Source organism: Ferrovibrio sp., from assembly GCF_041906005.1.
GTDB lineage: Bacteria > Pseudomonadota > Alphaproteobacteria > Ferrovibrionales > Ferrovibrionaceae > Ferrovibrio.
On sequence record NZ_JAYRJY010000002.1, the window covers coordinates 136,640 to 160,959 of the forward strand.

Sequence of the window (24,320 nt, forward strand, 5' to 3'; positions counted from 1 at the left end):
TTTAAGCCCATGACCCGCAAAACCTATTACATCACCACGCCGATCTACTATGTGAACGACAAGCCGCATATCGGGCATGCCTATACGTCGCTGGCCTGCGACGTGCTGGCACGCTTCAAGCGGCTGGACGGCTATGACGTGATGTTCCTCACCGGCACCGACGAGCATGGCCAGAAAGTGGAGAAGGCGGCCGAGGTGGCCGGCATCGATCCGCAGGCCTTCTGCGACAGGGTCAGCCAGAGCTTCCGCGATCTGGCCAAGGCAATGAACTTCTCCAATGACGATTTCATCCGTACCACCGAGCCGCGGCATGAAAAGTCGGTGCAGACGCTGTGGCAGAAGGTGGCTGCCTCGGGCAACATCTACCTGGGCCATTACGAAGGCTGGTACGCCGTGCGCGACGAGGCCTTCTACCAGGAAGATGAACTGCAGGACGGCCCGAACGGCCAGAAGCTGGCGCCGACCGGCGCGCCCGTGGAATGGGTGAAGGAACCATCGTATTTCTTCAAGCTGTCAGCCTGGGGCGACCGCCTGCTGAAATTCTACGAAGAGAATCCTGGCTTCATCCTGCCGGCCAGCCGTCGCAACGAGGTGATCAGCTTCGTGAAGGGCGGGCTGAAGGATCTCTCGGTGTCGCGCACCACCTTCAAGTGGGGCATACCGGTGCCGGGCGATGAAGCGCATGTGATGTATGTATGGTTCGACGCGCTGACCAATTACATCACCGCTGCCGGCTATCCCGATACCAACAGCGACACCTATAAAAAATTCTGGCCGGCCGACCTGCACATGGTGGGCAAGGACATTCTGCGTTTCCATGCCGTCTATTGGCCGGCCTTTTTGATGGCCGCCGATCTGGCGCCGCCCAAACGCGTTTTCGCCCATGGCTGGTGGACCAACGAGGGCCAGAAGATTTCTAAATCGCTGGGCAACGTGATCGATCCGCTGGCGCTGATCGAGGAATTCGGGCTGGAACAGACCCGCTATTTCCTGATGCGCGAAGTGCCGTTCGGCAATGACGGCGACTTTCGCCGCGCTGCCATCGTCGGCCGTATCAACAGCGAACTGGCCAACGGCTTCGGCAACCTGGCGCAGCGCACACTCAGTTTCTGCGCCAAGAACACCAATGCGGCCGTGCCGACGCCCGGTCCTCTGACTGAAATGGACGAGGCTCTGCTGGCCGAGGCCGACAGCCTGGCTGACCGCATGCGCGCATCTCTGGACGAGCAGGCGATCCATGCCGCTCTGCAGCAATGGTTCGACCTGGTCGATGCGGCCAACAAGTATATCGACGTTGCCGCGCCCTGGACCCTGCGCAAGACCGATCCGGCGCGTATGGAAACCGTTTTGTGGACATTGCTGGAAGCGATCCGCCAGCTCGCCATCCTGGCGCAAGCGGTCATGCCCAGCTCGGCAGCCAAAATGCTCGACCAACTCGGCGTCTCGGAAGCTGCGCGCAGCTTCAATCATCTGGGCGAGATGGGCCGTCTGCGGGCTGGCACGCCGCTGCCGGCGCCGCAGGGCGTGTTCCCGCGTTATGTCGAGGCGACGAAGGAAGGCGCCTGACATGGCCCTGCTGATCGACAGCCATTGCCATCTGGATTTCCCCGATTTTGCCGAGGAACGCGATGCGATCATCCAGCGCGCGCGCCAAGCCGGCGTCGGTCTGATGTTGACCATCTCGACGCGACTGGACCAGTTCGACCGCGTGCTGGCTGTGGCAGAATCCTATCCCGATGTCTATTGCACCGTTGGCATTCATCCACATGAAGCCGACGATCATGTGGGTGTGGCCGCCGCAAAGCTGGTCGAGTTGACCAGACATCCCAAAGTAGTTGGCATCGGCGAGACAGGACTGGATTATTTCTACGAACACAGCGACCGCGAAGCGCAGAGAAAATGTTTTCTCGCGCATATCCAGGCCGCGCGTGAAACCGGCCTGCCGGTGGTGATCCATACCCGCGACGCCGACGAGGATACCGCCGCGATCATCGATGCCGAGATGACCAAGGGCCGGTTCAAGGGCCTGCTGCATTGTTTCTCGTCGGGTCACGCGCTGGCCGAACTGGCCGTGAAGCACGACATGATGGTGTCGTTCTCGGGTATCCTGACTTTCAACAAGGCCCGCGAGGTGCAGCATTCGGCGCAGACCCTGCCGCTGCGTAATCTGCTGGTGGAAACCGATGCGCCTTACCTCGCGCCGGTACCACTGCGCGGCAAGCGCAACGAACCCTCTTTCGTGGTGCATACGGCGGCCTTCCTGGCCAAGCTGAAGCAGATCGGGATCGCCGAGGTGACCGAGGCGACCACGGCAAATTTCCTGCGGCTGTTCGACAAGGTACCGCAGGCGGCGGTGATCGACCGCCGGGCGGCCTGACGCCAGACGATGCGTGTCATCATCCTAGGCTGCGGCACGTCGGCCGGCGTTCCCCGCATTGACGGCGACTGGGGCGCCTGTGACCCGAGTGAGCCGAAGAATCGTCGCAGCCGCTGCTCCATTGTGGTCGAGCAGGATGATACACGGCTGCTGATCGACACCAGCCCCGACCTGCGCAGCCAGTTCCTGGCCAATGGCATCAAATGGGTAAGCGCGGTGGCGTGGACGCACGATCATGCCGATCAGACCCATGGCGTGGATGACCTGCGCATTCTGGCCTATACCTCGCGTCAGCGCGTACCGGGCTATGCCGACGCGTTCACCCATGAACGTTTGGGTCGCAAATTCTCCTATTGTTTCGAGAAAGCCGGGGACGGTTATCCGCCGATCATCGAGCCGCGCCTGATCGATGGGCCGTTCAGCGTGGGAAGTATCAACGTGACGCCGGTCCGGCAGCGCCACGGGAATATCGACTCCCTCGGTTTTCGCTTCGGCGATCTGGCTTATTCCAACGACGTGGTGGGTCTGGACGACGATGCCTTCGCGGCCCTGGAGGGTGTGAAATTGTGGATCGTCGACGCCATGCGCTATACGCCGCATCCGACCCACAGTCATGTCGAACAGACGCTGGAATGGATTGCGCGCGTCAAGCCGCAACGCGCCGTGCTGACCAACATGCATATCGATCTGGATTACAACAAACTGAAAAACGAGCTGCCGCCTGGCGTCGAGCCAGCTTATGACGGCATGGTGCTGGAATGCTGAAGTCGATCTGGGCGGTGACGCAAAAGGGTGCTGCCGGCATGCTCAACCAGGCACTCGGTCTGGCCGAGGCCCTGTTCAACGGCGGCGGTTTTGGCCTGCCGCAGAGCTTCGAGGTCGAGTATCGGTGGCCCTATACCTGGGCGCCGATGCATCCCGCTTTCGCCAGCCTGAATGCACTGACGCCGGAAAACCGGGCCCTGTTCGGCGACCAGCCATGGCCGGATGTGCTGATCACCTGCGGCCGCAAATCGGCGCTCTGGGCCCTGGCGGTGAAAAAAGCCAGCGGTGGTCGCACCACGCTGATCCACATCCAGGATCCCAAGGCATCGCCCCGTTATTGGAATCTGCTGATTGTGCCCGAGCATGATCGCGCGCGTGGGCCCAATGTGCTGATCTCAAAGGGCGCACTCCATCGCGTGACCCGGCTGAAACTGGAGACGGGCGCCGAGGCCATCCGGCAGGAATACGCACATCTGCCGCACCCGCGAGTGGCGGTGCTGATTGGCGGCAACAACCGCTATTACACGCTGGATGAAGACTGGATGCATGGTTTTGTCGCCCAGCTGCGCAGCATGTGCGAACGCTCGGGCTGCGGCATCATGGCAACCATCTCGCGCCGCAGCGGCGAAGCCGAAACCAACATCCTGCGTGGAGGGCTCGCCAGCCTGCCAGCCGCACTATGGGACGGGAAGGGGCCAAATCCCTATTTCGGATTCCTGGGCCTGGCCGATGCCATAGTGGTGACCTGTGACTCTGTGTCGATGATTTCCGAAGCCTGCTCGACCGGAAAACCGGTGCTGGTGGCGAAACTGCCCGGACAATCGAAACGTTTCGATGCCTTTTTCGATAGCCTGCTCAAACAAGGGCTGATCCAGTGGTTCGATGGCCGCCTGATGCAATGGGACAGCCGGCGCCTGGATGACATGGACCATATCGCCCAGGACGTGCGGCAACGCCTGGGCTGGATCTAGTCCGCACCGGACTCGAATATCTTCCGCATCTAATTTTTATGTTATAGTATAACTATCTTATGCCATTCGGCTTTATTTTGCGACCGTTTCTCATTATTAATAGCCGAGTCCCCGGGCGGTAAGCCGCGCGCAGATGCGGCCACAATTGGAGTAATGCTTTGATGAACCATGAATTTTCCTTCATGGCGATGGTCCTCAATGCGGATCCGATCGTCCAGATCGTGATGGCCATGCTGGTTATCACCTCGATCGCCTGCTGGGCCATCATGATCGAGAAGCTGGCCAAGTTCGGCCGCGCCCGCCGCGCAGCAGCGGCTTTCGAGGCGGCAGTCAAGGCCGATGCCCTGCTGGCTTCGGGCGGCAAGACCGCGCTGGATGGCCTGCAAGGCGCCATCCTGGCGGCCGCGGCGCGCGAGAAGCGGGACGGGCAGGATATCGGCGAAAGCCGTCATGACTTCCGCGCTCGTCTGGAAATAGCGATGCGTCAGGCCATGGCGCAGCAATTGCGCCAGATCGAACCCGGCTTGCCGTTCCTGGCCACCGTGGGTTCGGCCGCGCCGTTCGTCGGCCTGTTCGGCACGGTGTGGGGCATCATGAACAGCTTCACGGCGATTGCCGGCTCGAACGACACCAGCCTGGCTGTCGTGGCGCCGGGTATTGCCGAAGCCCTGTTCGCCACGGCGCTCGGGCTGGTCGCCGCCATCCCGGCCGTGATCGCCTACAACAAGCTGAGCACCGACCTTGGCCGGCTGGCCCAGCGCTTCAATGCCGCGATTTCCGAAGCCGCGAGGCAGTTCGCCCGTGGCAGCGCTCATACGACGCGTAGCCACGCCGAAGCCGGTCAGTAGGAGAAACGCAATGGCGATTTCTCCCATAGGCGGTGGTGGTGGCGGCTTCGAGGCTGACGATTTCGGCAGCTACAAACCGCTGGCCGATATCAATGTGACGCCGTTTGTCGACGTCATGCTCGTGCTGCTGATCATCTTCATGGTGGCGGCGCCGCTGATGATGGTCGGCGTACCATTGCAATTGCCCAAGACCACCGCCACCAAGGTAACGCCGCCCAAGGAGCCGCTGGTTATCAGCATGGACAAGGACGGAAAGCTGTTCATCCGCAAGGAGCCGGTGGAAGAGGGTGATCTGGTGCGGGTATTGAGCGAGATGCGTAATACTGAGGCCGACACCGTGGTCTATGTCCGCGGCGACAAGGCCCTGGAATATGGCCGCATCATGGATTTGATGAGCCTGGTTGGTCAGGCTGGCTACGGCAAAATTTCTCTGGTGGCCGAAGGCGCGACCAAGCCAGCCGCCGCCGGCGCACCAACGCGGTAAGGGGCGATGAAAACCCAGGTCTCGTCCTGGACAGTATCGGTGGCTGCCCATCTGGCCGTGGCATCCGCGCTGCTGTTCGGCGTGCCATTCTTCACCAAACCGATCGTGGCTGAAGAAAAGTTTCAGGGCGTGGAAGTGCTGTTGATGGCGAGTGCGCCCCCCATGGAAGTGCCGGCGCCGCCGCAGCCCGTCGTGGAGCATGTCCCACCGCCACCGCCGCCGGAACCGATCAAGGAACCGGAACCGATCACCTCGACTGCAATGGAGCCGGACGTCGACCCGGTGCCGCCGCCCAAGCCCAAGCCCAAGCCCGTGGCGCAGCGGCCGCTGAAGCCACAACCGCCCAAGCCACAGCCAGAACCGGTGAAAGCGCCGGTGGAACCGTCCGCGCCCGCGGCGGAACCGGCTCCGGCGCGGCCTCAGGTTGCCGCCGCGCCGCCGGCTCCGCCAGGCCCGGTGATGGCGGCACCCCGGGTGGCGGTGAACCCGAATGCCGAAGCCAGTTACTATGCCGCGTTGCTGGCATGGCTGGAACGGCACAAGGAATATCCGCGCCGGGCTCAGTTGCGCCGTATGGAAGGTGTTGCGCATCTGCGTTTCACCATCGATGGACAGGGTCGTGTCATTGCTCACCGCATCGAGCGGAGTACGGGGCATGATACGCTCGACGACGCCGTGGAGCGTATGATCGCCAAGGCATCGCCATTGCCACCGATCCCGGCTGCATTGGGCAAGGACAGCCTCGATGTGGTTGTGCCAATCCAGTTTTTCCTGAAATGATTCCGTTTAGAGGACGTATTTCCATGCATCGTCTAGCCGTCGCGCTTGCTTTCGTATTCGGATTGATTGCTGGCGGGAATGCCTCCGCCGCCAGTCAGGATGACATCAAGGCGGCAGTGCTGAAGACCTATGGCGATATCGCCCAGGCGATTTTTGAGGACTCGCTGATCTCGGCGCGCAACCTGCAGAAGACCATATCTGCCCTGGTCGCGGCGCCATCTGAGGCCAACCTGAAGGCGGCGCGTGAAGCCTGGATTGCCGCGCGCGTGCCATACATGCAGAGCGAAGTATTCCGCTTTGGCAATGTGGTGGTCGATGAATGGGAAGGCCGCGTGAATGCCTGGCCGCTCGATGAGGGGCTGATCGATTACGTAGATGCCGATCGTTACGGCGAGGAATCCGACGAGAACCCGCTCTATACCGCAAACGTGATCGCCAACAAGCAGATCAAGTTCGGCGGCAAGGTTCTGGATGCGACAAAGATCGACTGGAAGCTGCTGCGGAAACTGCATGAAGTTGGTGGTGTGGAAGCCAATGTCGCAACCGGCTATCACGCCATCGAATTCCTGCTCTGGGGCCAGGATTTGAACGGTACGCGCCAGGGTGCGGGCAACCGGCCGTGGACCGATTATGCCAAACAGGGCTGCACCAACGGCAATTGCGACCGTCGCGCCCAGTATCTGGCGGTGGCGACCCAGATGCTGGTCGACGACCTGGCCTGGATGGCCAGGCAGTGGCAGGCTGATGGCTCGGCACGCAAGGCGCTGACCGAGAAAGGCCTGGATGCCGGTATCGGCGCGATCCTGACCGGTCTGGGCAGCCTGTCTTACGGCGAGCTGGCCGGCGAGCGCATGAAGCTTGGTCTGCTGCTGCATGATCCGGAGGAGGAGCAGGACTGTTTCTCCGACAACACCCACAATGCGCACTACTATGACGTGGCCGGCATGCTGAATGTCTATGGCGGCGAATACAAACGGATCAATGGCAGCCTGGTGAAGGGACAGGGCATGACGCATCTGGTGCGCGTGGTTGCCCCGGACCTGGATACCGAGATGCGCGGCAAGCTGAAGGCGACCATTGATGCCTTCAGCGCGATCAAGCAGCGTGCCGAAACCAGGGAGTCCTATGACCAGATGATCGGCGAGGGTAACGCCGAGGGCAATGCGCTGGTGCAGGCCGGCATCGACCGGTTGACCGACCAGACAAAGACGCTGGAACGGGTGGTTGCCGCCCTGAAACTGAAGGCGACATTCGAAGGTTCGGACAGTCTCGATGCGCCCGATAAGGTCAGCAGGAAGTAAAGTCTGGGCGCTTGGCATTGCCGGATTGGCGGCAATGCTGGCGCTGGCGGCCAAGGCGGGGGAGAACGGGTTGGCTGAGCGTTGGCCCGGTGGAGAAGCGACGGTTACCAAGCCGCTCAACAGCTCGATCTTTTCCTATCCTTCCGCCAACATGCGGTTCGAGCGCCAGCTCGATTTCAAGATCGGCGACGGAATCTTCCGCAAACTCTGGACCTCGTCGCCGAGTTCTACCACGTCATCGGACGGGCTCGGCCCGCTCTATAACGCGCGGTCCTGCCAGTCCTGCCATCTGAAGGATGGTCGCGGCCGACCGCCGGCAGATGGCGAAGCCGCGGTGTCGATGTTCCTGCGCCTCAGCATTCCGCCGCAAGGCGAGGCAGATCGGCAGGCACTGGAATCCTTTCTTCGCAATGTGACGCCAGAGCCAACCTACGGCACGCAGCTCCAGAACTTTTCCGTCCAGGGTCTGCTGGCCGAAGGCCGCATGGAAATTCGATACAGCGACGTGGAGGTGGCGCTTGCCGATGGCGAGGTCATCACGCTGCGTAATCCACGCTATGGCATCGCCGATCTGAATTACGGGCCGCTGCATCCGCAAGCCATGATCTCGCCACGTGTGACGCCGCAAATGATTGGCCTTGGCTTGCTGGAGATGATCCCGGAAGCCGATATCCTGCGTCACGCCGATCCGGAGGATGCCGACCGCGATGGCATCGCGGGCCGACCCAATCAGGTATGGAGCCATGCCCATGGCAGACCCATGCTTGGCCGTTTCGGTTGGAAGGCCGGCGCCGCCACGGTGGCCGATCAGACGGCGGAAGCCTTTGCCGGTGATCTTGGTCTTTCCACGCCGCTGTTGCCCAAAGCCTCGCATGGCGAATGCACGGCGGAGCAGCGCGATTGCCGGAATGCGCCTACGGGCGCCGATCCAGATGGAGGCATCGAAGTGCCGCGCCAGATGTTTGACCTGACGGTATTCTATGCGCGCAATCTGGCTGTGCCGGCACGACGCAAACCTGATGATGCCGCAGTACGGCGTGGCCAGTCACTTTTTGCGGCAGCGGGCTGCGCGGGCTGCCACATCCCCAGCCATCAGACGGCAATAGACGCCGCCTATCCCGAACAATCGGGACAAACCATCTGGCCGTATACCGACCTGCTGCTGCATGACATGGGCGAGGGGCTGGCGGATAATCGTCCGGAGGGTAGTGCCAGCGGCCGGCATTGGCGCACCGCGCCGCTCTGGGGCATTGGCCTGACCCGCATTGTCAGCGGTCATGATTTTCTGCTGCATGATGGCCGCGCCCGTGGCGTGCTGGAAGCCATCCTGTGGCATGGTGGCGAGGCGCAGGCGGCGCGTGACCGCGTGGCAGCCATGAACCGACAGGAACGGGCCGATCTGCTGGCCTTTATCAATTCGCTGTAACGCGGAGACAGATATGCGTATTCCGGGCCTGATGATACTGTTGCCGCTTCTGGTCCTGCATGGCCCCGCCAAGGCGCTGGACATGAAGGATTACGATGCCCTCAACCGCGCGGCCGTCGATGGTCATGTACTGCCGCGCTACGATGCACTGGCGGCGGCTACCGCGAAGCTGGAACAGACGGCCAAGGCTTTCTGCGCGGCGCCCGCGGCGGACCGGCGGATCGAAATCCTACAGCAGGCCTATCACGATGCGGCCGATGCCTGGCAGGATATTCAGCATGTGCGGTTCGGTCCGGTTGACCTGTTTTTCCGCAGCCAGCGTTTTGCCTTCTGGCCCGATCCGCGCAACACCATCGGCAAGCAAATGTCCGAATTGCTGGCCAAGCATGCCGGTGGATCGCTGAATGCGGATACGCTCGGCCGTGGCAGCGTGGCGGTTCAGGGCTTGCCGGCAATGGAGCGCATGGCTTTTGGTGATGATGCGAAAAAGCTGCAGACGGGCCCGGATGCGGCTTTCCGCTGCGGTTATGTAACGGCGATTGCCGAGAATATGGCCGTCATGGCACGAGAGACGCGGCAGGAATGGCGCGAACCCGGCATAGGTTTTGCTGCGCAGATGCTGAAACCAGGGCAGGGTGCGGATCCGCGTTATCGCGATGCGCAGGAAGCCACGCTTGAACTGTTCAAGAGCCTTTACACAGCCATCGAACTGGCCGCCGACCACAAGCTGGCGCGACCATTGGGCGCCTCGATCGACGATGCCCGACCGCGCCTGGCGGAATCCTGGCGCAGTGAGCGTTCGCTGCGCAATATCCAGCGCAATCTGGCGGCTGCAGCCGATCTATATGCAACGGCCTTCGCGCCGAAGGTGCCGGATAAATCTTTGGATGCGGCCATCCGCGCGTCTTTTGCGCAGGCTCAGGCGTCGGCTGCGGCGTTGCCCATGCCGCTGGAGCACGCCGTGCAGGACATCGCCGCACGTAAGGCGGCCGAGAAACTGGCCGCCGATACGCTGGCATTGAAGGCCGTGGTGATGCAGCGCCTGCCAGAGGCATTGCAGATACCGGTTGGATTCAACGCGCTGGACGGTGACTGAGATGACGGCCAGCGTCTCGCGGCGAACAGCCATCGGATTCCTGGCGGCTTCGGCCTTGTTGCCAACGGGGATCGCCCAATCGCGTACTGTCAGGGCTAACACGGACCGGCTGTATCTGAATGCCTATGGCAGCAAAAGCGGCTTCGGTGTTGCCGGTTTCGATGCGGCGGGCCATATCCGATACAGTCTCGCATTGCCGGGACGTGGACACAGCTTTGCGCGCAACCGCGATGTCGCCGTGGCATTTTCGCGCCGGCCGGGCGATTACGCCGTGGTGTTCGAAACATGGACGGGTAAGGAACGGCAACGCATTGCTGCTGCCGAGGATCGCAGTTTTTGCGGCCATGGCGCGTTCGCAGCCGATGGCCGCCTGCTGTTCGCGACCGAGGCTGTGGGTTCGACCGGCGAAGGCGTACTGGGCATCTATGCCGCGACAGACGGATATCGCCGGATAGGCGAATATCCGACTCATGGCCTGGATCCGCATGAAATCCGCCTGATGCCTGACGGTCGCACGCTGGCAGTCGCCAATGGCGGTATCCTCATGCTGGCCGATATGCCCAGGCTGAAACTGAACATCCCGGACATGGACCCGTCGCTGGTTTACCTGGATGCGGCCACTGGCCGGCTGATCCGGCAGGTGCGGCCAGACCACGAGTTGCGGCAACTCAGCATCCGCCATATCGCCATCGACTGGCATGGCCGGGTCGCCATAGCCATGCAGTATGAGGGGCCGGAAACCGATGAGGTGCCGCTGGTGGCCTGGCATGGCGGGCCGGAAGACCGGTCTGGCCTGCGGTTCCTGCCTATGCCGCCAGAGCAGCGCGTCGGTCTGAGACAGTATTGCGGCAGCGCGGCCATGGACGATGGCGGCCGGTTTCTGGCCGTGACGAGTCCGCGCGGCAATCGGATGCTGCTGTGGGACATGGCCGAGCAGCGCTATTTATCGGCGGCCGCGATGCCGGATGTCTGCGGCGTGGCGACGCTGGCGGATGGTGCGGGCTTCGTCGTCAGTAACGGTCTGGGCCGGATAGCGGCCTGGCCAATAGGCGGCGCCGTGACGGAGCTGTGCAGCATGGCTGGACAACAATGGGACAACCACACATTGGCTATTGCTGCCTAACTTATTGAAATAAATCCAGCTTTAATTTTCCATAATATACATTATCCGATAATCCGATATCCGGGATAGGTCGTCACAGGCTCCCTACCATCGAGGTTATTCCAGGCTGAACCGGTATCGTGTGATCTGGCGATAGGTTTCGCCGGGGCGCAGCACGGCGCTGGGGAATGCCGGCTGGTTCGGGGCATCGGGAAAACGCTGCGGCTCCAGGCACAGGCCCGCCCGAGGACCATGCGGTCCGGCCTTCAGGTTCCGCCCGTCATAGACTTGCAGCGCCGGTTCGGTGGTTTCCAATGCCATTGCAATGCCGCTTCGCTCCCCGACCAGCCGGGCCACCCGACGCGGCACTGCCGGGGTGCCACCGGCAAGAACGAAGGCGTGGTCGTATGGATAGTCGCCCACCGCGCGGGCTCGGCGGAAATCAAAGGGCGTTCCCGTCACGTCGGCAATCTCGCCAGTCGGAACCTTGCGTGAGTCAACCGGCAGATAGCGGTCGGCCTGAATTTCCAGCCGATGGCCGGCAATCTGGCCGCCGCTATCCAGGTTGAAATAGGAATGGGTGGCTAGATTGATGATGGTCGGCCGGTCGCAGGTCGCCTCAAGGCGGATCTCCAGCACGCCATCGGCCGGAATCCTGTAGGTGCAGGTGGCTGACAGGCTGCCGGGATAGCCCTCTTCCCTGTCCGCCGCGTCATAGGTCAGCGTGACGGCCTGAGGCGCGACATCCGCGAGCCGCCAGTTGCGCCGACCGAAGCCGCAGGCTCCACCATGCAGATGCGTGCCGCCGGCTTCATTGCATGTCAACTGATGGACGTTGCCATCCAGTTCAAAACGACCGCTGGCTATACGATTGGCAAAGCGGCCAGCAATCGCGCCCATATGCCCTGAGGAGCCGGCATAGTCTTCCAGCCGGTCGAGCGAAAGCACCATCGGTCGGTCGTTGAACCGCAGCGCACGGATGATCGCACCGAAGCTGAGGACCTCGACCGAAAGGTCACCACCCGTCAGGCGCGCCTGCTGAACAGGCTCTCCATCCGGCAGGGCGCCGAAAACTGAAACCGGTTCATGGTTCATGTCAGCGGGCCGCACCAGGACCGGGTATGGCGCCTGACGGGCATTTGCCTAGGATGATCATGCCCAGCACCTCATCCTTGGTCACATCGGCAACGCGGGCAGAACCGACCACCCGGCCGTTCTTCATCACGTAAAGCCGGTCGGCAAGGTCGAAGACGTCGTGGATATCATGGCTGATGAGGAAGATGCCGATCCCCTCATTCTTGAGCTGCAGCACCAGGTCGGAAACCTGCTTTGTCTCGGCTGGGCCGAGAGCGGCGGTAGGCTCGTCCATGATCAGGATACGGGCATCGAAGTGGATCGCGCGCGCAATGGCCACCGACTGCCTCTGACCGCCTGACAATGCCCGCACCGGCTCCTTGAAGCGATAGAAATGTGGATTCAGCCGCGCCATCACTTTGCGCGTCTGGGCCTCCATGGCGCCGTCGTCAAGCGTACCCCATCGCGTGAGAATCTCGCGCCCCAGAAACACGTTGGCGGCCGCATCGACGTTATCGGCCAACGCGAGAGTCTGGTAGATCGTTTCAATCCCGTATTTTTTGGCATCAGATGGATGATGAATCTGTGCATCCGCGCCATTGATGCAGATTTCGCCGGAATCCGGTCGATAGGCGCCCGACAGGATCTTGATCAGCGTGGACTTGCCGGCGCCGTTATGACCCAGCAGGCCGACCACTTCGCCTGGATGCAGGTCGATCGAAACACTGTCTACTGCCTTGATGCCGCCGAAGGCGATGGAGATGTCTTTCATCTCGACAAGGGGTGTTGCAGAGGAATTACTCATGAAGACCTCCCTGCCCTCATTTCACGCGACGGCGGAACATGCTGTCTACCCACACGGCGATGATCAGAACGCAGCCCACGACGATGTTCTGCAGTGGTGTTGGCATGTCGAGCAGCAGCATGCCTGATTGCAACGACCCCATGACTATGGCGCCCAGCATGGCACCATAGATGGTGCCGGCTCCACCGGCGAGCGAAGTGCCGCCGATTACTGTGGCGGCAATGACATAGAGCTCGTCAAAAGTGCCGGCGGCGTTGGTGGCCGACTGAAGCCGCGCGGTGGAGATGCAGGCGGCGACGCCACACAGCAAACCCATCAGGGTGAAGACCAGCATCTGCGTGCGTCTTGTGTTGACGCCGGAAAGCTCAGCCGCTTCGGGATTTCCGCCAATGGCAAAGACGTATCGACCGAAGCGGGTTCGCAATGCGAGGAAGGTCACAATGATTCCGGCGCCGAGAGCGATCAGGACCGGGATCGCAAAGCCGTGGGCAATGCTGAGGCCGCCCTCGGGCCAGATATCGCCTCGGGCCTCCGTGATGCGGCGCGCAACTGCGGTGGGCAGGTTGTAGGAATTCACCACCCAGGTCGCGCCCAGGATCATGGCGGCTATGATTGCAGAGATCAGGGCTTCAGCCCAGACCGGGCGCACCGCGAAACCGTAAGAGATGCGCCGGCGGCGGGAAAACTGCATCATTGCAATCGCCAGCAGACTGGCAGTGACGCCGAGTATCCAGCTCGCCGACGCACCGATCGAACCTTCTATGCCGCCGCCGATCATCCTGAATCGGGCATCAATCGGAGCGACGGTCTGGCCCGCCGTGACCCACCAGGCGGCACCGCGCCAGATCAGCAAGCCGCCAAGCGTGACGATAAACGAAGAGACGCCGAGATAGGCGATGATGAAGCCGTGCAGCGTGCCGATCAAGGCGCCGACTATAAGCCCGGTCAGCACGGCAATCTGCCAGATCAGCGGATGGTCGAAGCCCAGGCCGAGCTGCTCGGGCAGGATGCGCGCCTGCACCACGCCGATGATCATGCCGGCAAAGCCGAGGATCGATCCCACCGAAAGGTCGATATGGCGGGTGACGATCACCAGCACCATGCCGCAGGACATGGTGGCGATGGAAGCCGTCTGCACCGATAGGTTCCACAGGTTACGCGGCGTCAGAAACAAGCCACCGGAAAAATAATCAAATCCAAGCCAGATGACCGCTAGCGCGACGATCATGCCAAGCAGGCGAACATCGATTTCCAGCTTGGCCAGAAAACCGCTCATGACATACCTCTAACACATATCCGCAATGGGAATGGACGCGGCGCGGCGGCGGGAACGACATATCCCGGCCGCCGCATACGTCTGTCGCGGATCAGCTGCAGGCCTTGACCGTGCCGGCCTTCACACCCTGGCAGACCACATCCTTGGTCACCCAGCCGGCCTTGATCACGACGTCAAGGTTGTCCTTGGTGATCGGGATTGGCTTCAGCAGGCGCGCGGTCATCTTCGCCTTTTTGGGGCCATCCGCGAAGGTCGTTGAGTCGGGGATTTCCGAAATCTTCTTGCCCGAAGCTAACGCAATGGCAATTTCGGCGGCATTGCGACCCAGTTCGCGTGCATCTTTCCACACCGAGACAGTCTGGGTGCCCAGGGCAACGCGGTTGAGCGCCGCCTTGTCGCCGTCCTGGCCGGAAACCGGCACCGATCCGGCCATGCCCTGGGCCGTCAGCGCCGCAACAACACCACCGGCCGTACCATCATTGGAGGCGACCACCGCATCGACCTTGTTGTTGTTGCGGGTGAGGATCTGCTCCATGTTTTTCTGCGCATTGGCCGGCAGCCACTGATCGGAATAGGCCTCACCCACATTCTTGATGTCGCCCTTCGCGATGGCATCCTTCAGAACGTCGTCCTGGCCTGCACGGAGAAAATCCGCATTCGGGTCGGTGGAAGAGCCCTTGATGAAGACATAATTGCCTTTGGGCCGGACCGCATATACGCCGCGAGCCTGCATGCGGCCGACTTCGCGGTTGTCGAAGGTAATATAATAGGCGCTGGGGACTTCGATCAGGCGATCGTAGCCCACGACGGGAATGCCTTCCTGGGCCGCCTTCTCCACCGCCGGACGGATGGCATCGGCATCCTGCGCCAGGATGATCAGCGCCTTCGCGCCCTTGGCGATCAAACCTTCGATATCGGTCAACTGCTTGGCTGGCGACGACTGCGCGTCGGCAGAGATATACGAACCACCGGCCTTGGCGATGGCTGCCTTGATGGCGGCTTCGTCGGTCTTCCAGCGCTCTTCCTGGAAATTGGACCACGATACCCCGATCACGGGGCCCTGCGCCATCGCAGCACCAGAGATGAGGACCGGCAGTGTCATTGCAAACACGGCGGAAAGCAGTTTCGTCCTGGGCGTCATCGTTTTCCTCCTTGTTGGGCGTTGTTATCCTCGCCCTGTGGCCCCCGCCGAACCATCAGCAGGGTATTTCTTGGCGCACGGCGCCGCGTTACCGCGGCAGCCAACACGCGTGTCTCAATACATATTGTCGCGCATGATGATTTCGATGCGGATTTTCTCCTGCGCGGCCTGGATTGCTTCGCCTGAACACAGAGCCAGCAGCACCCGTGCCGCCGAGCGTGCCTCGTGTCCGGGATCCTGATGGATGAGGGCATCGACGATGCCGAGATTCAGCAGACGGCGCGTCGCCGGCATGGATTCATGCGTGACGAACAGCACGCGCTGCGCTCGCGCTTCTTCCATCAACGCCGTGGCGATGCCCTCTGGGCCTGCGCCAATATTATAGATGCCGACCAGATCGGGATGAGCGGCCAGCATGCGGCGCGCAATCGTCTCATTGAGTGCCGGATCGTCACGGCCCTCTTCCGGAGCCAAAACCTGCAGGTCGGGATATTCACCCGTCATGACCTGCATGAAGCCGGACAGGCGTTCGGCATGATCGCGCAGCGCGAAGGAGCCGGCCACGACACCAATCCTGCCTTTGCGACCACCAAGAAATCGCCCCAGCAACGAGGCTGCCGTGCGACCGGCGGCGGTGTTGTCGATACCCACATAATGGGCACGATGAGAGCCTGGCGCGTCTGAAACCAACGTCACCACATGCACACCGCGCCCAACCAGATCGTCAATGGCCGCGCGCACCAATGGGTGATCGAGCGCAACAACGGCAATGCCGCTATAGCGGTCGCCAAACCCGTTCAGGGTGGCGGCCAGAATGACAGGATCGAAGACATCCGTCTCGATCACCTCGGCGATAGCGCGGCGGCCAGCCAGCCAGCCCTTCACTTCGTTCACGCTGGCGCTGATTTCGTGCATGAACGCGTTGCTGCCGCGCGGCATGACATAAGCGAAACGCAACCGCCCTGCGCGGGCCAGTTCCGCGGCAGCAGCATGGGGACGGAAGCCGAGTTGGTCGATCGCATCCTGCACCCGGCGAACCGTAACCGCCCGTACGCCGTTACGCCCATGCAGCACGCGATCGACAGTGGCGAGGCTGACACCGGCCAGGCGGGCCACATCCTTCAGCGTTGCGGGCAGGCTTGCATTTTCCATGGCGATCATGCTGCCTTACAAAAATGAGGTACGCAACTCATTATTTATTGTGCACAGCAGCAACAGGAATTGTTTGTACAAGTCTTATTTAGTGAATACTTTGTAATAACGAGATAAATTCAAATAATTGGCGGTTGACACAAATGAGGTTCGTACATCAAATATGAGCCAGTCAGGTACCGACTTCCCGGATGGAGGACGGGCCGCACTGCCAGGAGGAAACGGCCATGCCCCTCACCGCACGCTATTCCAGTCTCCAAGGCCGAACCGTTTTCATTACCGGCGGCGGCACCGGCATCGGCGCCGGACTGGTGGAAGCCTTTGTGCGTCAGGAAGCGAAGGTGGCCTTCGTCGATATCGCCGTGGAGCCCAGCCAGGCCCTGGTTGCCAGGTTGCGGAACGAGGTCAAGACGCCGCCCCTGTTTCTGCCCTGCGACGTGACCGACATTACCGCCCTGCGCGAAGCGATTGCCGAAACACATGAACGGCTGGGCAATATCGGCATCTTGCTCAACAATGCCGCCAATGACGAACGGCATGCGACCCTTGAGGTGTCGCCGGATTACTGGGATGAGCGGATCGCCATCAACCAGCGTTCGCAGTTTTTTGCCGCCCAGGCCGTGATCCCGCAGATGCAGGCGCTTGGCGGCGGCTCGATCATCAACTTCGGCTCGGTGAGCTGGATGCTCAAACAGGGTGGCATGGCGGCCTACACGATGGCGAAAGCATCCGTGCAGGGACTGACCCGTTCACTGGCGCGTGATTTCGGCCGCGACAATATCCGGGTCAACACCATCGTTCCGGGCTGGATCCTGACTGAACGACAGGTCACGCTTTGGCTGAACGAAAAAAGCGACCGGGAACGCCGCGAGGGACAATGTCTCGACATTCGCCTGCAGCCCGAACATATCGCCGCCATGGCATTGTTCCTGGCCTCCGACGACAGCGCAGGCTGCACCGCACAGGATTTCATCGTCGACGCCGGCTGGACCTGACGCACGATCGTATTCCCGCATGTGGAGTGAAGCGTCAGCCCCCTGCTTTCACCCGGGCACGGAAGGCATGCAGCAACGGCTCAGTGTAGCCATTGGGCTGCTGTATACCCTCGAACACCAACGCACGGGCAGCCTGATAGGCCAGGCTGTTCTCCGGATCGGCGGCCATCGGGCGATAGGCCGCATCGCCGGCATTCTGTGTGTCTACCTTGGCCGCCATGCGGCGGAACGCGGCGTCGACCTGCTCGACCGTGCAGATCCGATGAAGCAGCCAGTTGGCCATGTGCTGCGATGAAATCCGCAGCGTCGCCCGGTCTTCCATCAGGCCGATGTCGTGGATATCGGGAACCTTCGAGCAGCCGATGCCCTGGTCGACCCAGCGCACCACATAGCCCAGAATGCCCTGCGCGTTGTTGTCCAGTTCGTCGCGCACATCCTGCTCGGATAAATTCTGTCCCGTGGCCAGCGGAATGGTCAGCAGCGCAGCCAATGGCGGCACTGGCTGCTTCGCCACCTCGGCCTGCCGGGCAAAGACGTCCACGACATGGTAATGGGTGGCGTGCAGGGTCGCGGCCGTCGGGCTTGGCACCCAGGCGGTGTTGGCGCCGGTCTTAGGATGGCCGATCTTCTGGTCCAGCATGTCGGCCATGCGATCAGGCGCGGCCCACATGCCCTTGCCGATCTGCGCCTTGCCTGACAGGCCGCAGGCCAGGCCGATGGCGACATTGCGCTCCTCATAGGCCTTGATCCAGGCACTGGCCTTCATGTCGGCCTTGCGCACCATCGGACCCGCCTGCATCGAGGTGTGCATCTCGTCGCCGGTACGATCCAGGAAGCCGGTATTGATGAAGACGATACGATCCTTCACGGCGTGAATGCAGGCCGCCAGGTTGGCCGAGGTGCGGCGCTCCTCGTCCATCACGCCGACCTTCACGGTGTGGCGCGCCAGTCCCAGCATATCCTCGATGGCGTCGAACAGGCGGTTGGTGAATCCCGCTTCTTCCGGGCCGTGCATCTTCGGCTTCACGATATAGACCGAACCGGCTCGGCTGTTGACGAAGCGACCGCGCCGCTTGAGGTCATGCATGGCGATCAGGCTGGTGACGATGCCATCCAGGATACCTTCCGGCGCCTCCGAACCATCGGGCAGCCGGATTGCCGGCGTGGTCATCAGGTGGCCGACATTACGCACAAAGAGCAGGCTGCGGCCCGGCAGGATCAGTTTGCCGCCGTCGGACGCCACATAGTCGCGATCCGGCTCCAGCGCACGGGTCATGCTGCGGCCGCCTTTGTCAAAGGTGGCACTGAGATCGCCCTGCATCAGGCCAAGCCAGTTGGCATAAGCCTCCACCTTGTCGTCCGCATCGACGGCGGCCACCGAATCTTCCAGGTCGACGATGGTTGTGAGCGCGGCTTCGAGCACCACATCAGCCATGCCGGCCGGATCGTCCTTCCCGACTGGATGATTGCGATCGATCACCAGCTCGATATGCAGGTCATTGTGTTTGAGCAGCACGGCACTGGGATTTGCCGCATCGCCGCGATAACCCGCGAAGGCCGACGCATCTTTCAGCGCGGGCGACAATTTGCCATCCTTCACCGACCAGCCCTTCACGTCGGCGTGGCTGCCTGAACTGAGCGGTACGGCCTGATCGAGGAAGGCCTTCGCCTTTGCGATCACTTTGGTGCCGCGCGCGGGATCGTAGCCCTTTTTCTCATTGGGATCGTGCGGGATCGCATCGGTGCCATAATAAGCATCATATAGACTGCCCCAGCGCGCATTGGCGGCATTCAGCAGGAAGCGCGCATTCAGCACTGGCACCACAAGCTGCGGCCCGGCCATGCGGGCGATCTCGTCATCCACTTTGGCGGTGGTGACTTTGAACGGTGCCGGCTCGGGCACGAGATAGCCGATCTCGCGCAGGAATGTTTCGTAGGCCGCCGGATCATGCGGCTTGCCGCGGCGCTCGGCGTGCCAGGCGTCGATCTTGGCCTGCAGGTCATCGCGCTTGGCCAGCAGGGCCCGGTTTTCCGGCGTGAAACGGGCGAAGACGGCCGCCGCACCGGTCCAGAAATCCTTCGGTTCGATCCCGGTACCGGGCAGCGCCTTTTCCTCGATGAAGCGGGCAAGGCTCTGGGCCACGGCAAGGCCGGCGCGGTCTGTGGTTTTGCTCATGGCGTTTCCCGGAATTCTGCTTTCGACTCAGTGGCGCCGACCATAGCAGGCCTGCCATTCATTCTGTAGACGAAAAGAATTGAAAGCAGTCGTTCCATATGGGAAATAATTATCATGGACAGGGAATACGAGCTGTATGCCCGCGTGATCGAGACCGGCAGCCTGGCCGCCGCCGGCCGCACCATGGGGCTGTCGCCAGCCATGGTCTCCAAGCGGATCGCCCGGCTGGAGGAACGGCTGGGTGCCCGGCTGCTGCACCGGACCACCCGCAAACTCACCACTACCGAAGCCGGACAGCGATTTTATGAGCGCGTGGTCGATATCCTGGCCGCCTCGCGCGAGGCCGAAAGCCTGGTCAGCGCGGCCGATGGCGCCCCGGCCGGCAGGTTGCGCATTACCGCCCCCACCTCCTTCGGCCGCCTGCATGTGGCACCGCACCTGAAGCCATTCCTGGATCGCTGGCCGCGCCTGAAACTGGAGCTGAATCTCTCCGATGCCTATGTCGACCTGCTGGCCGAACGGATCGACCTGGCGATCCGCATCGCACCTGCGATCGGCAGCGGGCTGACCGGCCTGCGGCTGGCCCCGAACCGGCGCGTGCTATGCGCCAGCCCGGATTATCTGAAGACTCATGGCGTGCCCAAAAAACTGGGCGACCTGAACCGCCACTGCCTGCTGGCGGCGGCGGCGCAACTGCCCTGGCGGCTGCAGGGCCGCAACGGACCGGTGATCGTGCCGGGCGAGAGCATCGTGCGCACGAATTCCAGCGAGGTTGTGCGTGAACTGGCGCTGGCCGGGATGGGCATTGCCCTACGATCGACCTGGGATATCGGCCCGGATTTACGGTCTGGCCGTCTGCAGGTGGTGTTACCCGAACATCCGGGGGCCAGCGATGTGGGGATTTTCGCCGTCTATCCGCCGGCCAAGTTCGTTCCGGCCGCCGTGCATGCCTTTATCGCCTATCTGCAGGAGCTGTATGGGCCGGACCCGGTCTGGGACCGCGACCTGGCCATCCCGGCCTGACCGTTGACCAGAATCAAAACCCCGCAACGCGATTGGGATTATCAAGGTTGCAGGTCACCACGGCGCCGGATACCGGTCGCCGAACAGGCTGTAGTACAAAGGTTTGGTTGCTTCCAGGACGCGGTCTTTCGGTTCAGGCGAAGAGGCCCAGCTGAATTCGATTTCCCAGGCGGAGTGTCCGGCCATGAAGAATCGCGCGGGTCCATCGATGAAACTGTCGCCGCTGCCTGCAGCCAGGCCAATAGCCTGCGGATACCAGGCGCCGCCGGCAATCAACCGCAGCGGTGCACTCCATGATGCCGGGTTTTCCGGTGTGCGCGAGACGGAAACGTAAACGCCTTCCTGGAGCATGTTGTGATAGCCGCCAGCGGTATGATTGAGCAGCATGACATAGGCATCGAGTTGCCGGTTGAAATGGATCGCCGGTCCCCAGAAGGCATCCGGATCGGCATGCCGCCAGCCACGCCGCACGGGCCACAACGGGACCGGCAAACGGCCTGCAGCAGCGACCCAGTCCGAACCATTCCACAATTCAAGCGCCGAAGCCGGAGCATTGCGCGTATCGAGCGGGTAACGGGCCATGGCAATGCCCTGCGCGGCTTCGTCGGCGACATAGCTCGAAAATGCGAGATAAAAATACTGCCCTGCCCGATCCGGGACGACGCAGAAGTCGCCATAACCGCCAGCCAGGAAACCGTTGCAATATCCGATATCGGTGAGGTGGGCTGGCGCCCGCAGCATCTCGCCCAGGAAATGCCAAGACAGGCCATCGTCATCCGACGCGATGGCGCCGATATGCGGTACGAACAGTTTAGCCGGCCCCCCAACAAATTCCTCGGCATGATACCAGCCATACAGGCGGCCCGTGCCGGGATCGCGCCAGACGGCTTCGATCCATTTGCCCAACATGGGTTCGGGTTCGTCGATCCAGCGCACGGTTTGTGGTGCCTGCCCATCCCGCAATCCGACGTCAAAGAGTCGCCGGTAGGAATGGCCGCGCGGCTGGTAATGCGAAAAGAAGAGCAACGCGCCGTTCCGGTCACTCAGCATGGGGCTATTGGCGTCGGTGCGGGCAAAATCCGGAGTATGAAGGGTCAATGGCGCGGCCATCCGCAGCGATACCTGCAGACGGCCATCCGATATTTCGGCAATACTCTCTCCCATCGCCACAGCCTAACCGATCACTGGGCTGGCACAGAAGGCCTGAATACATGAATCAACTATCAGCCCGCCCCACCGAGACGTTTATCTGGGGTGTCTCCACCTCCTCTTACCAGATCGAAGGGGCCACCAAGGCCGATGGCCGGGGGGCCAGCATCTGGGATACCTTCTGCCAGCAGAAGGGCCGTATTGCGAACGGCGATACCGGCGACATCGCCTGCGATCACTATCACCGCTTTCCCGAAGACATCGCGCTGATGCGCGAAATGGGTGTGAAGGCTTATCGTTTTTCGGTGGCCTGGCCGCGCCTGCTGCCTACCGGCCGGGGCCATTTCAACGAGCCGGGCGCCGCCTTTTACGACCGGCTGATAGACGGACTGCTCGAGGCCGGTATCGAGCCATGGCTCTGCCTGTATCACTGGGATCTGCCCCAGGCACTTGATGACGAAGGCGGCTGGCTCAGCCGCGATGCCGCAGGCTGGTTTGCCGATTACGCGACCCTGGTGGCCCGGCGCTATGGTGATCGGGTGAAGCGTTTCGCCACCTTCAACGAACCCGGGGTGTTCGCCCTGTTTGGCTTCGGTTTTGGCTGGCAGCCGCCCGGCGTTATCGATGCCGACGCCCATCGCAAAGCGATCCATCACGTCAATCTGGCGCATGGCGCGGCCGTCGACGCCCTGCGATCCGGGGTATCCGGTGCGAGCATCGGCGTGATCCACAATATGCAACCCTGCCTGCCGGCTTCGGCCGCATTGGAAGACCTGACCGCTGCCGCGCGGCTGCACATGCACTGGAATCAGGCATTCCCGGATCCGCAAATCCTCGGCTATTACCCGAAAACACTGGCCGAAGAACTGGCGCCCCAGATCGCCCCTGGCGACATGGCGCGCATCTGCCGGCCGCTCGACTGGCTTGGCATCAATCACTATTCCCCGATATACGCCCGCGGCGACAAGGAGGCGCCGCTTGGCTACGCCTGGGCCGGACCACCGGCCGGCATGCCGCAATCCGAGATTGGCTGGCAGGTACAGCCCGATGCATTCCGCGACATTCTGCTGGATGCCTCGAAACGCTATCGCCTGCCCATCTTTGTGACCGAGAACGGTACCGGCGGCCGCGACCAACTCGATCACGCCGGCGGGGTGAAAGACCAGCATCGCATCGACTATCTGAATGCCTATATCAGCGCCATGCAGACGGCCATTGCCGCCGGTGCGGATGTGCGCGGTTATTTCGTCTGGTCACTGCTGGATAACTTTGAATGGGGTGCCGGCTACGGCGACCGTTTCGGCCTGGTTTATGTCGATTACCCCACCCTGCGCCGCATCCCAAAAGCCTCTGCACGCTGGTATGCAGACCGGATCGCACGCGAAACCGCAACCCATCCAGCCAGCAGACCATGACCCGCGGTAAAAGATTTCTGCTCGGCGACATTGGCGGCACCAATCTGCGTTTTACGCTGGCCGCGCAGGGGAAATGCAGCCCGATCACCACACTGCATCGCGCCGATTACGGCGGCCTTGGCGACGCCATCGCCGCCTATCTTGATGCATCAGATTCTCCTCCGCCGGACAAAGCGGTGCTGGCGATTGCCGGGCCATTACAGAACGACCATGTCGTGATGACCAATACGGGTTGGCCGGTCGATGCCAGGCAATTGCAGGATCGCCTGAAAATCTCTTCCGTGCATCTGGTGAACGATTTCGTTGCCACCGCCTGGTCTTTGCCAAGCCTGTCGGCCGCTGACATTCATCAGATCAATGGAGCACGGGCAGATCCCGGCGGCGTGAAAGTGGTTTGTGGTCCCGGCACCGGCCTTGGCGTCAGCGCCTTTGTTCCGGACGAACGCGGAGGAGGCACCGTAATCTCCAGCGAAGCCGGCCATATCACATTGGCTGCGCAAAATGCCGAGGAAGACTCGGTCCTCGCCCAATTGCGGACGTGGTTCGGGCATGTATCGGCAGAACGGGCTTTATCCGGCCCCGGTTTGGAGAACCTGCATCGCGCCCTGGCCACCGTGTCGCACCAGGACGTCGCGGCTCATACAGCCGTCGGTATCGTTGCCGCAGCCCGTGAAAAAAACTGCGACCTGTGTGTCCGTACGGTGAGCCTGTTTTGCCAATTATTGGGGGGGTTTGCCGGCGATATGGCCTTGGCTTTCGGCGCCCGCGGCGGGATTTTTCTTGCCGGTGGAATCCTGCCGCACATGGTCGACCTGCTGGAGGCATCCGCTTTCCGGGAACGGTTTGAGACCAAAGGGCGGCTTCGCGAGTATCTCGCGCCGCTGCCAGTATACGCGATTCTGCATCCCGAACCTGCTATTCTGGGTTTGCAGGCCATGATCGCGGCCGAAGCCCTTTAGGAGCC

Annotated in this window: 22 protein-coding genes; 15 read left to right on the forward strand and 7 right to left on the reverse strand. The window is 61.9% G+C overall.

Annotation, left to right across the window (positions count from 1 at the left end):
* Positions 1-9: 9 nt before the first annotated feature.
* The 11 genes from metG to ACE3OO_RS17825 all read left to right on the forward strand — a co-directional run bounded on the left by metG (position 10) and on the right by ACE3OO_RS17825 (position 11,171).
* Positions 10-1,566, forward strand: coding sequence for a methionine--tRNA ligase (gene metG, locus ACE3OO_RS17775; protein WP_374304899.1), 1,557 nt, complete (start codon positions 10-12; stop codon positions 1,564-1,566).
* A gap of 7 nt (positions 1,567-1,573) precedes the next feature.
* Entirely contained in the window at positions 1,574-2,377 is an 804-nt protein-coding gene (locus tag ACE3OO_RS17780) for a TatD family hydrolase (protein ID WP_374305435.1), read from the forward strand.
* Between the two features lie 9 nt (positions 2,378-2,386).
* A complete protein-coding gene (locus ACE3OO_RS17785; protein ID WP_374304901.1) occupies positions 2,387-3,142 on the forward strand; it encodes an MBL fold metallo-hydrolase in 756 nt (251 codons plus the stop codon).
* The gene (locus tag ACE3OO_RS17790; protein ID WP_374304903.1) at positions 3,136-4,113 is read left to right on the forward strand and encodes a mitochondrial fission ELM1 family protein; all 978 of its coding nucleotides are present in this window, start codon (positions 3,136-3,138) and stop codon (positions 4,111-4,113) included. Before ACE3OO_RS17785 ends, ACE3OO_RS17790 begins: the two co-directional genes overlap by 7 nt.
* A gap of 161 nt (positions 4,114-4,274) precedes the next feature.
* Positions 4,275-4,961 (forward strand): MotA/TolQ/ExbB proton channel family protein, encoded by a 687-nt coding sequence (locus ACE3OO_RS17795; protein WP_374304905.1) that lies wholly within the window; start codon positions 4,275-4,277, stop codon positions 4,959-4,961.
* 10 nt (positions 4,962-4,971) lie between these two features.
* Positions 4,972-5,445, forward strand: coding sequence for an ExbD/TolR family protein (locus ACE3OO_RS17800; protein WP_374304907.1), 474 nt, complete (start codon positions 4,972-4,974; stop codon positions 5,443-5,445).
* Positions 5,446-5,451: 6 nt separating this feature from the next.
* Positions 5,452-6,225: an energy transducer TonB gene (locus tag ACE3OO_RS17805; RefSeq protein ID WP_374304909.1), complete on the forward strand. Its 774-nt coding sequence runs from the start codon at positions 5,452-5,454 to the stop codon at positions 6,223-6,225.
* 23 nt (positions 6,226-6,248) lie between these two features.
* Positions 6,249-7,526, forward strand: a complete 1,278-nt coding sequence (locus ACE3OO_RS17810; RefSeq protein ID WP_374304912.1) for an imelysin family protein — start codon at positions 6,249-6,251, stop codon at positions 7,524-7,526.
* Positions 7,527-7,560: 34 nt separating this feature from the next.
* On the forward strand, positions 7,561-8,952 hold the full coding sequence (locus tag ACE3OO_RS17815) for a di-heme oxidoredictase family protein (protein ID WP_374304914.1): 1,392 nt from the start codon (positions 7,561-7,563) through the stop codon (positions 8,950-8,952).
* A 13-nt stretch (positions 8,953-8,965) separates the two neighbouring features.
* Positions 8,966-10,048: an imelysin family protein gene (locus ACE3OO_RS17820; RefSeq protein ID WP_374304916.1), complete on the forward strand. Its 1,083-nt coding sequence runs from the start codon at positions 8,966-8,968 to the stop codon at positions 10,046-10,048.
* 1 nt (position 10,049) lies between these two features.
* Positions 10,050-11,171 carry a DUF1513 domain-containing protein gene (locus tag ACE3OO_RS17825; protein WP_374304918.1) on the forward strand — a complete coding sequence of 374 codons (1,122 nt, stop codon included), beginning with the start codon at positions 10,050-10,052 and terminating at the stop codon, positions 11,169-11,171.
* 96 nt (positions 11,172-11,267) lie between these two features.
* On the opposite strand, the gene ACE3OO_RS17830 is transcribed toward ACE3OO_RS17825, so the two are convergent.
* From ACE3OO_RS17830 to ACE3OO_RS17850, 5 genes are all read right to left on the reverse strand, one after another.
* Positions 11,268-12,245, reverse strand: a complete 978-nt coding sequence (locus ACE3OO_RS17830) for an aldose epimerase family protein (protein ID WP_374304920.1) — start codon at positions 12,243-12,245, stop codon at positions 11,268-11,270.
* A 1-nt stretch (position 12,246) separates the two neighbouring features.
* Positions 12,247-13,029 carry an ATP-binding cassette domain-containing protein gene (locus ACE3OO_RS17835; RefSeq protein ID WP_374304922.1) on the reverse strand — a complete coding sequence of 261 codons (783 nt, stop codon included), beginning with the start codon at positions 13,027-13,029 and terminating at the stop codon, positions 12,247-12,249.
* Between the two features lie 16 nt (positions 13,030-13,045).
* On the reverse strand, positions 13,046-14,305 hold the full coding sequence (locus tag ACE3OO_RS17840) for a sugar ABC transporter permease (protein WP_374304924.1): 1,260 nt from the start codon (positions 14,303-14,305) through the stop codon (positions 13,046-13,048).
* A gap of 91 nt (positions 14,306-14,396) precedes the next feature.
* Positions 14,397-15,446, reverse strand: coding sequence for a D-xylose ABC transporter substrate-binding protein (gene xylF / locus ACE3OO_RS17845; protein ID WP_374304926.1), 1,050 nt, complete (start codon positions 15,444-15,446; stop codon positions 14,397-14,399).
* Positions 15,447-15,560: 114 nt separating this feature from the next.
* Positions 15,561-16,598 carry a LacI family DNA-binding transcriptional regulator gene (locus tag ACE3OO_RS17850; RefSeq protein WP_374304928.1) on the reverse strand — a complete coding sequence of 346 codons (1,038 nt, stop codon included), beginning with the start codon at positions 16,596-16,598 and terminating at the stop codon, positions 15,561-15,563.
* 227 nt (positions 16,599-16,825) lie between these two features.
* Between ACE3OO_RS17850 and ACE3OO_RS17855 the strand changes: the two genes are divergently transcribed.
* Positions 16,826-17,593 (forward strand): SDR family NAD(P)-dependent oxidoreductase, encoded by a 768-nt coding sequence (locus ACE3OO_RS17855; RefSeq protein WP_374304930.1) that lies wholly within the window; start codon positions 16,826-16,828, stop codon positions 17,591-17,593.
* Positions 17,594-17,627: 34 nt separating this feature from the next.
* Here ACE3OO_RS17855 and ACE3OO_RS17860 read toward each other — a convergent pair whose 3' ends face one another.
* Positions 17,628-19,769: a malate synthase G gene (locus ACE3OO_RS17860; protein WP_374304932.1), complete on the reverse strand. Its 2,142-nt coding sequence runs from the start codon at positions 19,767-19,769 to the stop codon at positions 17,628-17,630.
* Positions 19,770-19,883: 114 nt separating this feature from the next.
* Here ACE3OO_RS17860 and ACE3OO_RS17865 point away from each other — a divergent pair, with 114 nt between their 5' ends.
* Positions 19,884-20,792, forward strand: coding sequence for a LysR family transcriptional regulator (locus ACE3OO_RS17865; RefSeq protein WP_374304934.1), 909 nt, complete (start codon positions 19,884-19,886; stop codon positions 20,790-20,792).
* Between the two features lie 54 nt (positions 20,793-20,846).
* On the opposite strand, the gene ACE3OO_RS17870 is transcribed toward ACE3OO_RS17865, so the two are convergent.
* Positions 20,847-21,956 carry a hypothetical protein gene (locus ACE3OO_RS17870; RefSeq protein ID WP_374304936.1) on the reverse strand — a complete coding sequence of 370 codons (1,110 nt, stop codon included), beginning with the start codon at positions 21,954-21,956 and terminating at the stop codon, positions 20,847-20,849.
* 47 nt (positions 21,957-22,003) lie between these two features.
* Between ACE3OO_RS17870 and ACE3OO_RS17875 the strand changes: the two genes are divergently transcribed.
* Both ACE3OO_RS17875 and glk read left to right on the forward strand, forming a co-directional pair.
* A complete protein-coding gene (locus ACE3OO_RS17875; protein WP_374304938.1) occupies positions 22,004-23,356 on the forward strand; it encodes a GH1 family beta-glucosidase in 1,353 nt (450 codons plus the stop codon).
* Complete coding sequence (glk, locus tag ACE3OO_RS17880; RefSeq protein ID WP_374304940.1) at positions 23,353-24,315, forward strand: glucokinase; 963 nt, start codon at positions 23,353-23,355, stop codon at positions 24,313-24,315. The genes ACE3OO_RS17875 and glk overlap by 4 nt, the downstream gene beginning before the upstream one ends.
* Positions 24,316-24,320 lie beyond the last annotated feature (5 nt).

Excerpts from the sequence above, each read along its gene's own strand:
- ACE3OO_RS17860 (WP_374304932.1), bottom strand. The coding sequence starts at position 19,769 with ATGAGCAAAACCACAGACCGCGCCGGCCTTGCCGTGGCCCAGAGCCTT.
- xylF (WP_374304926.1), bottom strand. The coding sequence starts at position 15,446 with ATGACGCCCAGGACGAAACTGCTTTCCGCCGTGTTTGCAATGACACTG.
- ACE3OO_RS17875 (WP_374304938.1), top strand. The coding sequence starts at position 22,004 with ATGAATCAACTATCAGCCCGCCCCACCGAGACGTTTATCTGGGGTGTC.
- ACE3OO_RS17840 (WP_374304924.1), bottom strand. The coding sequence starts at position 14,305 with ATGAGCGGTTTTCTGGCCAAGCTGGAAATCGATGTTCGCCTGCTTGGC.
- ACE3OO_RS17805 (WP_374304909.1), top strand. The coding sequence starts at position 5,452 with ATGAAAACCCAGGTCTCGTCCTGGACAGTATCGGTGGCTGCCCATCTG.
- ACE3OO_RS17830 (WP_374304920.1), bottom strand. The coding sequence starts at position 12,245 with ATGAACCATGAACCGGTTTCAGTTTTCGGCGCCCTGCCGGATGGAGAG.
- ACE3OO_RS17800 (WP_374304907.1), top strand. The coding sequence starts at position 4,972 with ATGGCGATTTCTCCCATAGGCGGTGGTGGTGGCGGCTTCGAGGCTGAC.
- ACE3OO_RS17855 (WP_374304930.1), top strand. The coding sequence starts at position 16,826 with ATGCCCCTCACCGCACGCTATTCCAGTCTCCAAGGCCGAACCGTTTTC.
- ACE3OO_RS17815 (WP_374304914.1), top strand. The coding sequence starts at position 7,561 with ATGCTGGCGCTGGCGGCCAAGGCGGGGGAGAACGGGTTGGCTGAGCGT.
- ACE3OO_RS17785 (WP_374304901.1), top strand. The coding sequence starts at position 2,387 with ATGCGTGTCATCATCCTAGGCTGCGGCACGTCGGCCGGCGTTCCCCGC.
- ACE3OO_RS17810 (WP_374304912.1), top strand. The coding sequence starts at position 6,249 with ATGCATCGTCTAGCCGTCGCGCTTGCTTTCGTATTCGGATTGATTGCT.
- metG (WP_374304899.1), top strand. The coding sequence starts at position 10 with ATGACCCGCAAAACCTATTACATCACCACGCCGATCTACTATGTGAAC.
- ACE3OO_RS17835 (WP_374304922.1), bottom strand. The coding sequence starts at position 13,029 with ATGAGTAATTCCTCTGCAACACCCCTTGTCGAGATGAAAGACATCTCC.
- ACE3OO_RS17870 (WP_374304936.1), bottom strand. The coding sequence starts at position 21,956 with ATGGGAGAGAGTATTGCCGAAATATCGGATGGCCGTCTGCAGGTATCG.
- ACE3OO_RS17825 (WP_374304918.1), top strand. The coding sequence starts at position 10,050 with ATGACGGCCAGCGTCTCGCGGCGAACAGCCATCGGATTCCTGGCGGCT.
- glk (WP_374304940.1), top strand. The coding sequence starts at position 23,353 with ATGACCCGCGGTAAAAGATTTCTGCTCGGCGACATTGGCGGCACCAAT.
- ACE3OO_RS17820 (WP_374304916.1), top strand. The coding sequence starts at position 8,966 with ATGCGTATTCCGGGCCTGATGATACTGTTGCCGCTTCTGGTCCTGCAT.
- ACE3OO_RS17850 (WP_374304928.1), bottom strand. The coding sequence starts at position 16,598 with ATGGAAAATGCAAGCCTGCCCGCAACGCTGAAGGATGTGGCCCGCCTG.
- ACE3OO_RS17865 (WP_374304934.1), top strand. The coding sequence starts at position 19,884 with ATGGACAGGGAATACGAGCTGTATGCCCGCGTGATCGAGACCGGCAGC.
- ACE3OO_RS17790 (WP_374304903.1), top strand. The coding sequence starts at position 3,136 with ATGCTGAAGTCGATCTGGGCGGTGACGCAAAAGGGTGCTGCCGGCATG.
- ACE3OO_RS17795 (WP_374304905.1), top strand. The coding sequence starts at position 4,275 with ATGAACCATGAATTTTCCTTCATGGCGATGGTCCTCAATGCGGATCCG.